The organism is Herbaspirillum sp. 1173, assembly GCF_031455335.1.
Lineage (GTDB): Bacteria > Pseudomonadota > Gammaproteobacteria > Burkholderiales > Burkholderiaceae_D > Herbaspirillum > Herbaspirillum huttiense.
The window spans coordinates 253,527-264,352 of record NZ_JAVDSP010000001.1 but is presented as its reverse complement, the minus strand read 5'-3'; the positions used below and the strand labels follow the sequence as shown (position 1 = coordinate 264,352).

General features: G+C 64.0%; 9 protein-coding genes. 4 read left to right on the top strand and 5 right to left on the bottom strand.

What is annotated here, in order from left to right; all coding sequences use genetic code 11:
• Positions 1 to 17: 17 nt before the first annotated feature.
• The 3 genes from clpB to J2X56_RS01275 all read right to left on the bottom strand — a co-directional run bounded on the left by clpB (position 18) and on the right by J2X56_RS01275 (position 4,085).
• Positions 18 to 2,606: an ATP-dependent chaperone ClpB gene (clpB, locus tag J2X56_RS01285; RefSeq protein ID WP_121039845.1), complete on the bottom strand. Its 2,589-nt coding sequence runs from the start codon at positions 2,604 to 2,606 to the stop codon at positions 18 to 20.
• Positions 2,607 to 2,711: 105 nt separating this feature from the next.
• A complete protein-coding gene (crcB, locus tag J2X56_RS01280) occupies positions 2,712 to 3,086 on the bottom strand; it encodes a fluoride efflux transporter CrcB (protein ID WP_121039842.1) in 375 nt (124 codons plus the stop codon).
• A gap of 18 nt (positions 3,087 to 3,104) precedes the next feature.
• On the bottom strand, positions 3,105 to 4,085 hold the full coding sequence (locus J2X56_RS01275; protein WP_039788379.1) for a LysR family transcriptional regulator: 981 nt from the start codon (positions 4,083 to 4,085) through the stop codon (positions 3,105 to 3,107).
• A 210-nt stretch (positions 4,086 to 4,295) separates the two neighbouring features.
• Between J2X56_RS01275 and J2X56_RS01270 the strand changes: the two genes are divergently transcribed.
• The 4 genes from J2X56_RS01270 to J2X56_RS01255 all read left to right on the top strand — a co-directional run bounded on the left by J2X56_RS01270 (position 4,296) and on the right by J2X56_RS01255 (position 9,192).
• A complete protein-coding gene (locus J2X56_RS01270) occupies positions 4,296 to 5,759 on the top strand; it encodes an efflux transporter outer membrane subunit (protein ID WP_121039839.1) in 1,464 nt (487 codons plus the stop codon).
• Positions 5,756 to 7,960 (top strand): FUSC family protein, encoded by a 2,205-nt coding sequence (locus J2X56_RS01265; RefSeq protein ID WP_134135260.1) that lies wholly within the window; start codon positions 5,756 to 5,758, stop codon positions 7,958 to 7,960. The genes J2X56_RS01270 and J2X56_RS01265 overlap by 4 nt, the downstream gene beginning before the upstream one ends.
• Positions 7,950 to 8,150 carry a DUF1656 domain-containing protein gene (locus J2X56_RS01260; protein WP_039788384.1) on the top strand — a complete coding sequence of 67 codons (201 nt, stop codon included), beginning with the start codon at positions 7,950 to 7,952 and terminating at the stop codon, positions 8,148 to 8,150. Before J2X56_RS01265 ends, J2X56_RS01260 begins: the two co-directional genes overlap by 11 nt.
• Before the next feature lie 67 nt (positions 8,151 to 8,217).
• The gene (locus J2X56_RS01255; RefSeq protein ID WP_121039833.1) at positions 8,218 to 9,192 is read left to right on the top strand and encodes an HlyD family secretion protein; all 975 of its coding nucleotides are present in this window, start codon (positions 8,218 to 8,220) and stop codon (positions 9,190 to 9,192) included.
• Positions 9,193 to 9,245: 53 nt separating this feature from the next.
• Here J2X56_RS01255 and J2X56_RS01250 read toward each other — a convergent pair whose 3' ends face one another.
• Complete coding sequence (locus J2X56_RS01250; protein WP_121039830.1) at positions 9,246 to 9,533, bottom strand: helix-turn-helix transcriptional regulator; 288 nt, start codon at positions 9,531 to 9,533, stop codon at positions 9,246 to 9,248.
• Entirely contained in the window at positions 9,534 to 10,823 is a 1,290-nt protein-coding gene (locus J2X56_RS01245; RefSeq protein ID WP_209569094.1) for a type II toxin-antitoxin system HipA family toxin, read from the bottom strand.
• Positions 10,824 to 10,826 lie beyond the last annotated feature (3 nt).

Here is a 10,826-nt window from a genome sequence, read left to right as displayed (position 1 = left end):
CGGGCAGACCAGGGGTCTCAGCCCTTGCTGAAGGCCAGTTGGCCGTTCTGCACCTCCACGTGGACCACGTCCTTGGGACCGAACTTGCCCGCCAGGATCTGCTTGGACAGCGGGTTTTCGATCTCCTGCTGGATGGCACGCTTGAGCGGACGCGCCCCGTAGACCGGATCGAAGCCGGCCTCGGCGATCTTCTGCAAGCCAGCCTCGCTGATCTGCAGGCCGATTTCCAGCTTGGCCAGGCGCTGTTCCAGGATGCGCAGCTGGATCTTGGCGATGGCACCGATGTTCTTGGCGTCCAGCGCGTGGAAGACCACGATCTCGTCCACCCGGTTGATGAATTCCGGGCGGAAGTGCGTGCGCACCTCGGCCATCACCGCCAGCTTCACCAAGGCCGGATCGCTGTCTTCCATGCTCTGGATCTTGTGCGAACCCAGGTTGGAAGTCATCACGATCACGGTGTTCTTGAAGTCCACGGTACGGCCCTGGCCATCGGTCATGCGGCCATCGTCGAGTACCTGCAGCAGGACGTTGAAGACATCCGGATGCGCCTTCTCGATTTCATCCAGCAGGATCACGCTGTAGGGCTTGCGGCGCACGGCTTCGGTCAGATAGCCCCCCTCTTCGTAGCCGACATAGCCCGGCGGCGCGCCGATCAGGCGGGCCACGGAGTGCTTCTCCATGAATTCACTCATGTCGATGCGGATCATGGCTTCTTCGGTATCGAAGAGATACGAGGCCAGCGCCTTGCACAGCTCGGTCTTGCCCACCCCGGTCGGGCCCAGGAACATGAACGAACCATACGGCTTGCTGGGGTCACCCAAACCGGCACGCGAACGGCGGATGGCGTCGGACACGGCCACGATGGCTTCGTCCTGGCCGACCACACGTTCATGCAGCACGTCTTCCATGTGCAGCAATTTCTCACGCTCGCCTTGCATCATGCGCGAGACCGGGATGCCGGTGGCGCGCGCCACGATCTCGGCGATTTCCTCGGCACCGACCTGGGTGCGAACCAGCTTGGGCTTCTCGGCCTTGACGCCCGCTGCATCCTTCTTGTTCTGCACTTCCAGCGCGGCCTCCAGCTCGGCCAGCTTGCCGTACTTGAGCTCGGAGACCTTCTGCCAGTCGCTCTTGCGGGTGGCCTCTTCCATCTGCAGGCGCACCTTCTCGATTTCTTCCTTCAACTGCTGGCCGCCCTGCGCAGTGGACTTCTCGGCCTTCCAGATTTCTTCCAGATCGGCGTATTCGCGCTCCAGCTTCTCGATTTCTTCCTCGATCAGCTGCAGGCGCTTCTGCGAGGCTTCATCCTTCTCGCGCTTGACGGCTTCACGTTCGATCTTCAGCTGGATCAGACGACGGTCGAGCTTGTCCATGACTTCCGGCTTGGAGTCGATCTCGATCTTGATCTTGGAAGCGGCTTCGTCGATCAGGTCGATGGCCTTGTCCGGCAGGAAGCGATCGGTGATGTAGCGATGCGACAGCTCGGCAGCCGCCACGATGGCCGGGTCGGTGATGTCCACGCCGTGGTGCACTTCATACTTTTCCTGCAGACCGCGCAGGATGGCGATGGTGGCTTCCACGCTGGGCTCATCCACCAGGATCTTCTGGAAACGGCGCTCCAGAGCGGCATCCTTCTCGATGTACTGGCGATATTCGTCCAAGGTGGTGGCGCCCACGCAGTGCAGTTCGCCGCGGGCCAGGGCCGGCTTCAACATGTTGCCGGCATCCATGGCGCCTTCGGCCTTGCCGGCGCCGACCATGGTGTGCAGCTCATCGATGAAGACGATGGTCTGGCCTTCGTCCTGGGCGATTTCCTTCAGGACAGCCTTCAGGCGTTCCTCGAATTCGCCGCGATACTTGGCACCAGCCAGCAATGCGGCCATGTCCAGCGACAGCACGCGCTTGGACTTGAGGCTGTCCGGCACTTCGCCGTTGACGATGCGCTGGGCCAGGCCCTCAACAATGGCGGTCTTGCCCACGCCGGGTTCGCCGATGAGCACCGGATTGTTCTTGCTGCGCCGTTGCAGCACCTGGATGGCGCGGCGGATTTCATCGTCGCGGCCGATGACCGGATCGAGCTTGCCGGCGCGGGCGCGCTCGGTCAGGTCCAGGGTGTACTTTTTGAGGGCTTCACGCTGGCCTTCGTCCTGCTGCGAAGACACGGAAGCGCCGCCGCGCACCGCCTTGATGGCCGCTTCCAGCGACTTGCGGGTGAGGCCGTTTTCACGGGCGGCACGGCCGGCGTCGGACTTGTCGTCCGCCAGGCCCAGCAGCACCATTTCGCTGGCGACGAACTGGTCGCCGTGCTTTTGCGCTTCCTTGTCGGCCAGGTTCAGCAGGGCCACCAGCTCGCGGCCGACCTGCACCTCGCCGCCGTTGCCGGAGACCTGCGGCAGGCGCTTGACGGCGGCCTGCAAGGCGGTGGAAAGACCGTTCACATTCACACCGGCACGCTGCAACAGCGAGCGCGCGCCGCCGTCATCCTGATTCAGCAGTGCCAGGATGAGGTGAACGGGTTCGATATATTGATTGTCGTGGCCGACTGCCTGGGATTGCGCGTCGGCCAGCGCTTCCTGCAATTTGGTGGTGAGTTTGTCGAGACGCATGGTTCGCTCCAATTTTTCAATGAGATGAAAGTTGGGCCAGCGCCTGCGATTTTCAAGCAATGATCGTGCCGTCTGTTTTGATCTGCATCATGTCGCTCAAAGTAGTCATCCAGCCAAAGCGCGATAGCTTGCAAACCCGGCAACGCAAAGCACGACAGAGCCCAGCAGATGCAGGCCCGAGTGCCCGATGGCCCACAGGTAATCGCCCCGCTGCAGCAGGATCATGGACTCGGCCGAGAAGGTCGAAAACGTGGTCAACCCGCCCAGCACGCCGGTCACGGCGAACAGCCGCCATTCCGGTGCCAATGCCGGATGCTGCTCGAAATAGGCGACCAGAAAACCGATCACGCCGGCCCCGATCCAGTTGGCCGCCAGCGTGCCCAGCGGCACGAAGTGCCCGTCCACGTTCCATACCACGGAGATGCGCCAGCGCAACCAGGCGCCCAGCGCTGCTCCCATCCCGACCGCCAGCCATCCCATCGCATTCCCCTCGATTGATCAGGCCAGCGTACCACCGCGTGCGGCCAAGCCCTGCATTTCCTCGCGCAGACTGCCCAGGCGCTCCAGCGCCTGATGATCTTCCTGCAAGGTCTTGTCTACCGTTTCGTGCATCCAGTCGACCCAGGTGCTGATCTTGGCATCCAGGTACTGACGTGAAGGATACAGCGCATACACCCCCATGTTCTGCAGCCGGTGCTGCGGCAGCACCCGCACGATGGTGCCAGCGCGCAACGCGTCCACCGCCGAATAAATGGGCAGCACGCCGATGCCCATCCCTTCTCGCACGGCGGTGAGCATGGCTTCGGCCACGTTGACCTGGAAATTGCTCCTGACGGGGATCACGGTCTGGCCTTCCGGCCCTTCCAGCGCCCATTCGATCAGCGGAGAAATGGGGCTCACCAGTTGCAGACAGGCGTGGTTCAGGAGATCGCCGGGATGCTGTGGCAGTCCGTATTTGTCGAGATAGGCGGGCGAGGCGCACAGGATGCTGAAGGTACTGCCCAGCTGCCGGTAGATCAGGCCGGAATCGGGCAGCTCGCGCGCCACCACCAGGGAGACGTCGTAACCCTCTTCCAGCATGTCGGGGATGCGCTGCGCCAGCGTCAGCTCCACCGCCACCTCCGGATAGCGCTTGTGATAGCCCGAGATCGACGGGATCACGTAGCGCTGGCCCAGGCTGGTCATGGCGTGAATGCGCAGCCGGCCGGAGGGTTTCACGTAGGCCGCGCTGGCCTCGGCCTCGGCTTCGTCCACATAGGCCATGATCTGCTGGCAACGCAGCAAATATCGCTCGCCCGCTTCAGTCAGGGCAATGCGGCGCGTGGTACGGTTCAGCAGGCGGGTGCGCAGATGCCGCTCCAGATCGGCCACGGCGCGCGAAACATGGGCAGTGGTCAGACTCATCTGCTGAGCCGCCTGAGTAAAGCTGCCAGCCTCGACCACGCGCGCGAAGACGCGCATGTTTTGCAGGGTATCCATCGTTTTCCTATCACTGTACTGAGCGCAGGGGTCCGTCTGGCCGAACTTGCCGCTGCGGACACACTGCGCCATGACAGCATTGTTACCCAGAATTGAGCAATCATTGTTGCTGCATCTGATATAAACAATTGCGAAATAGCGGATTTTTTCGAGAATAATTACAAAATAGAATACACAACTTCTGATATTTGCATTTTTTTGGGTAATTCCATGACACGTATCGCCTTCTCCAAGCTGCCCGCGCTGACCGTCATTGCGCTTTCGCTGACAATCGCCGGTTGTGCCGACCAGGGCGGCATCCAGCCGCAGGCCCAGCTGCGCGACGTCGCCGCGCTGGACGCCGGCCAGGCCATCCGCCAGGCCGCCAGCGAAGCGGGCTGGCCGCAGCGTGCCTGGTGGCAAGCCTATGGCGATGCGCAACTGAACCAGCTGGTGACCCGCGCCGTCGCCGGCAACCCCAGCATGGCCGTGGCAGCCGCTCGCGTGCGCCAGGCGCAGTCGATGGCCGTCGTCGCCCATGCCGGTGAATTGCCCAGTGCCCAGCTGGACGTGTCGGTCGGCCGCAAGGATTGGTCCGACAACGTCTATTACGGCGCGGCCTTCCGCGACAAGCTGACCTGGAACAACACCGCGACCCTGGGTCTGTCCTACAACGTCGACCTGTGGGACCGAAACAAGAACACCACCCTGCGTGCCCAGGATGAAATGCACGCCGTGGCCGCCGACGCCCGTGCTGCCCAGCTCGAGCTGGAAGGCAATGTGGTGCGCACCTACGTGCAACTGGCGCTGCAGTACGGCCTGCTGGACAACACCGAGGCCATGCTCAAGGAAGAACAGAAGATCCTCGACCTGGCCCGGCGCCGTTTCAAGGGCGGCCTCGGGACCCAGCTGGAAATCACCCAGGCCGAATCCCCCCTGCCGGAAACCCGCCGCCAGATGGAAGCCCTGCAGGAAAACATTGCCCTGATCCGCAATCAGCTGGCCGCGCTGCTCGGTGCCGGCCCCGGTGCTGCCGACGGCATCACGCGGCCGACCATGCAACTGCAGACCTCGCTCGGCCTGCCCAGTGCGCTGCCGGCCGACCTGGTCGGCCGCCGCCCTGACATCAGCGCCGCCCGCTGGCGTGTGGAAGCGGCTGCCAAGGGCATTTCGGTGGCCAAGGCAGCCTTCTATCCCAACATCAACCTGCTGGCCGGCATCGGCCCCGCCGCCGCCGGTGGCGGGCTGTTCTCGTTCCTCTCGGCCCCCAATCTGCAAACCACCTACGGTCCGGCGATCTCGCTGCCCATTTTCGAAGGCGGACGCCTGCGCGGCCAGCTGGGGGCGGCCAGTGCCGGCTATGACATCGAGGTGGAACACTACAACGCCCTGCTCTCGCAAGCCCTGAAAGGCATCTCCGACCAGGTCGTGACCCTGCAGTCGGTGGCACGCCAGCAGAAGCAGGCGCAGGAATCGGTGCAGGCGGCGCAGAAGAACGTCGACATCGCCACCCGCGCCTATCAGCGTGGCCTGACCGACTATCTCAACATCCTGCATGCGCAGACCCAATGGCTGCGCCAGCAACAGATCGTGCAGCAATTGCAGGCACAGCGCCTGGCGGCCTTTGCGGCCCTGCAGACCGCACTGGGCGGCGGCATCGAGGATGAAGCACCGGCCAAGGTGGCGGCACAATGAACACCCCCGCCCTTTCCATCAAAGCCCAGTTGCGCGAGGCGGCCACCGACTGGTGGCGCAGTGATGCGCCGATCTGGGTCTATGTATTCAAGATGGTCTTCGCCGGCTTGCTGGCGCTGGGCATCGGTTACGGCCTGGATCTGGAATCGCCGCGCTCGGCGTTGATCACGGTCTTCATCGTCATGCAGCCGCAAAGCGGCATGATCCTGGCCAAGAGCTTCTATCGCGTCATCGGTACGCTGGTCGGTTCAGCCGCCGTGGTGGTCTTCGTCGGCTTGTTTGCCCAGACCCCGGAACTGTTCCTGCTGGCCTCGGCACTGTGGATCGGCCTGTGTACCGTGGGCTCGGCCCATAACCGTAATTTTCGTTCCTATGGCTTCGTGCTCTCCGGCTATACGGTGGCACTGATCGGCTTGCCCTCGGCCCTGCACCCGGCCGTCACTTTCGATTCGGTGATGACGCGGGTCAGCGAGATCATGGTCGGCATCGTCTGCGTGGGCCTGGTCAGCGCATTGGTATTCCCGCAGGCCAGCGCCCCCGGACTGGTGCGCATCATCCGCGGCCGCTTCACCGCCTTCGTCGACATGGTCAGTGCGACCTTGGGCGGCACCGCCGACCGCAAGCAGCTCGAGGCCACCAATGCCCGCTTCGTGGGCGACATCATCGGCCTGGAAGCCATGCGCAGCTCGGCCATCTTCGAGGACCCCGAAGTGCGCCTGCGCAGTGGCCGCCTCTCCCGCATGAACAGCGAGTTCATGGCCTTGTCGACCCGCGTGCATGCGCTGCACCAGCTGATGAACCGGCTGCATGCCAACCCGGCGCCGAGTGCCCGGGTGGTGATCGAGGCCATTTCACCCTACTACCGCGAAGTGCAGCCCCTGCTCACCCGCGCCAGCGGCGAGCCGGTCATGAGCGCGCTGGACGCGGCCGATGCGGCCCTGAAGCTGGACGCATACAAGCGGGAACTGCCGCGCCGCGTGCGGGCCACGCGCCATACGCTGTCCGAGCAGTGCCAGAGCGACAGCGCCATGCTGGACTTCGATACGGCGTCCGAACTGCTTTATCGCGTCATCGAGGAACTGCACGCCTACACGCTGACCTATGCCTCGCTGACCCAGCGCCACCACGAGCGCGAGCAATGGGAGCATTCCTATGCCCCCAAGACCAGCATGACTACTGCCTTGATTGCCGGTGCCCGCGCCGCCATCGTGATGCTGGCCCTGGCCGCGTTCTGGATCGTCAGCGGCTGGCCCAGCGGCGATGTGGCCGTGCTCAATGCCGCTGCCTTCTGTGCCATCACCTCGGCCGCGCCCGATCCGGCCAAGGCGACCCGCACGGTGGCCATTGGCGTGCTGTTTGCTGCGGTAGCCGGCTACTTCTACACCTTCCATATCCTGCCGCGCCTGGATGGCTACTGGATGCTGGCCAGCGCGCTGATGCCGGTGCTGATGCTGGCCGTCTACCTGACCACCCGACCCGCTTATGCAGGTTATGGCCTGGGGATCTGCATTTTCTTCCCCTTCCTGGCGGTGCCGGACAATTTTGCGCACTTCAATGCGGCCGGTTATCTGAACGAATCCGTGGCGCTGGTGGTATCGCTGATCGTGACAGCCGTCGCCTTCATGCTGCTCTTGCCGCCGACCACCGACTGGACCGTGCGCGTGCTGGAAAAGCAGTTGCGCAAGCAGGTGGTCGATGCCTGTTTCGGCAAGCTGGCCCACCTGGCCTTGAAGTTCGAGAGCGGTACCCGCGACCTGATGCACCAGATCACCATGTTCACCAGCAGCCGTCCCCTGCTACGTCAGAAGGCGCTGGGCTGGATGTTTGCCACGCTGGAAGTGGGCCACGCCATCATCGAACTGCGCAACGAGCTGCAGGGCATCCGCTCGGAGGCCCCGGACCTGCTGCCAGCCTCTGCCCATGCGGCCCTGAACCGTCTGCGTGAAGCCATCCCGGCGCTGTTTGCACAGCCCTCGGCGGCCACCCTGTCGGCGGCGCTGGCAGCCAACGATGCCACCATCGCCGAAGTCCAGGCCGCCATCGGTCCGCATTACCGCGAACGCAGCGAACGCCATCGCCTGCAGCGCACCTTGAGTTACCTGCATTTCATCCGTACCGCCCTGCTGGACGAGCAATCACCGCTGCACACCATGCGCGCCGGGGGCCAGAACAACACAACGGGAGCCCGCCATGCCACGTGAGATTTCCTTCTTCGACGCTTATATTCCGACCGTCCTGCTGCTGGCGGTGGTAGCCGCCGTGCTGGCCATGCTGGCCGACCGCGTGCTGGTGCGCTTCGGCTTCTACGAGCTGACCTGGCACCCAGCCTTGTTCCGGGTCAGCCTGTTCGTCTGCCTGGCGTCCTTGCTGGGGCTGGCGGTGTATCGCTAGCGCACCGCACTTCCTTGCGTACCCATCCCCTACGAAAAGATAAAGAAACAATCAGGAGTAGTTCATCATGCCGGTCAAATCGATCTTCCGCGTTCTCATCACCACGGCCATCTTCCTGCTGGCCATCCTGCTGGCCTGGAGCCTGTGGCAGCACTACATGCATTCCCCCTGGACCCGTGACGGCCGCGTCCGCGCCGACGTGGTCAATATCGCCCCCGATGTCTCGGGGCAGGTAGTGGCCTTGCCGGTGCGCGACAACCAGCTGGTCAAGAAGGGCGACCTGCTGATGGAAATCGACCCGGCCCGCTACACGCTGGCGCTGCAGCAGGCGGAGGCTGCCGTCACGGCGCGCAAGGCCGATCTGGACGTGCGCAAGGCGGAAGTGGAAGCGCGCCGCGCCGACCTGAACATGCGCCGTGCGCAAGCCCGCCGCCGTGCCGACGTGGATGCGCTGGTGGTCTCGCGCGAAGCCCGTGAAGATGCCGGCAGCCAGGTCACCGCCTCGCAAGCCCAGCTGGAAGCTGCCCAGGCCCAATTCCAGGGAGCGCAGGCGCAATACCAGGCCGCGTTGTCGCAGCGGGATACGGCCAAGCTGAACCTGGAACGTACCAAGGTCTTCTCGCCCGTGGATGGCTACATCACCAACCTGAGCGTGCGCCGGGGCGACTATGCGGCCGCCGGTGCAGCCAAGATCGCGGTGATCGACAGTCACTCCTTCTGGGTCTATGCCTATTTCGAAGAAACCAAGCTGCCGCTCCTGTCGATCGGCGACCGCGCCAAGATCCAGCTGATCAACGGCGCATCCATGGAAGGCCACGTGGACAGCATCGCCCGCGGCATCTATGACCGCGACAACCCGCAGAGCCGCGAACTGACGGCCGACGTCAACCCGACCTTCAACTGGGTACGCCTGGCCCAGCGCATCCCGGTGCGCATCCACCTGGACAAGGTGCCGGAAAACGTCTTGCTGGCCTCGGGGCTGACCTGCACGGTGGTGCTGGAGCCGGGCAGCGGCAAGCAGCAGGCGATGGCAAAGAATTGATGACGTTGCAGTGAGATGAAACGATGAGGCGACCTGGCGACAGGTCGCTTTTTTTATGGACGCTTGCGCATGACGGCACCGACGCACATGCCGACCGGCTTGAGCAGCTTGTCGGCCGTGGCCAGGGTGGGACTGGACTCACCGCGTTCGATGTCCTGCAGGGTACGGGCCGATACGCCGCACACCTTGGCATATTCGGCGATGGTCAGGCGCAAGGTGGTGCGGATCTTGCGGACCACCGCCGGCACCGGCAGCGTGGGATCGGCGGCCAGTTCGTCGAAGAGTGCGCGGCGCTCTTCCATCTGCTCGATGGCGGTCAGGGGCTTGAAGCGTTTGTCCATTCAGAGCGCCTCCAGCTGTGCCCGTACCTGGTCCACGGTGGCGGCCAGCGGGTCGAGGAAGGTGCTTTCGATACCCAGGCTGCGGCCATATGGCAGCAGGTCCGCCAGCGGCGACGCCATCTCGCGCAAGGCCGATCTGACCGGTTCCTGTTCGATCTGCGCGGCTTCGCAGGCCTGCGTGATGACCCTGGCCCACTGCGGTGAGCCCCCATCGTCGCGTTCCCAGCGCATGCGCCGTGCAATGCCATCCGGATGCAGCCACATCGGGGCGAAGTCGAACAGCGGCGTCAGGCTGATCCGCCCCTGTGCATCGCGCCGGATGGCGGTATTGCGGGCGTGATTGTCCTTGTTGCGCAGGACGATGTTGGCGATGTCGCGCTTCAGATATTCGATGATCTCGGGCAGCGGATCGGTGGCGACTTCACCCAGCCTGGCGCAGACAACATTGTGCGACGGGATGGCCGCAAAGCCCGTCACGCCGCACAGGGAAGCAATGCTTTCCTGTGCGTGGCGTACGATTTCGGTCCCGCGCACTTCGCGGTCAAAACGGGGGATGAACAAGGCCTTGCCATGCAGTTGCAGCGCGCCGTGGACCTTCAGGCCCAAGTGCATCGCCAGCTGCATGTAGGGGGCCTCCAGACGCAGGATGTCGGCCAGATCCGGGTCGGGCCCGCGTCCGAACTTGACGATGTAATGGCGCTCGGCCTGCTCATCGGGCAAGGCGTGGTCGAGGTAGAACAGGCCATCGCGGGCACGGGTGAGCAGGATCTTGGGCCACTCGCCCTGTACCCCCGACGAGCCCGCCAGGAACAAGCCATGCTGGGCGAGGTATTCATTGAAGTCTTCGGAGCGTGCAGCGATGTCATCCATCGCAAAGCCGCGCAGTTGCGGTCCGCTGCGCGCCTGCGCCCACTCCCAGGCTTCCTGCACGCGCAGGTTGCCGATGGGGTTGCCCGCGCCCGCACACAGCAGCGGCCAGTCGGCGCTGGCTTCGGCGCGTTCATCCAGCCCCAGCTGGCGCAACAGCTCGCCACGGCCGTAACCTTGCGGCAGCAGATCGATCAGGCAAGCTGGCCAGCGCGCTTCGCTCAGGCTCTCCAACCCCACCGGCACGTTCACCGACAAGGCCGCAGCATCGCGCCTGCCCATGTAATCGATGGCGTGCACGGCGTCATAGCTGAAGTAAGTCGAGGCCGCCATGCCCAGCTCGACCGGCGCAGTCAACGACAACGCACCGGCCTGCCGCCAGGCCCCGTCGATATGAACTTGAAGTGTGCAGGAAGTCTTCATATA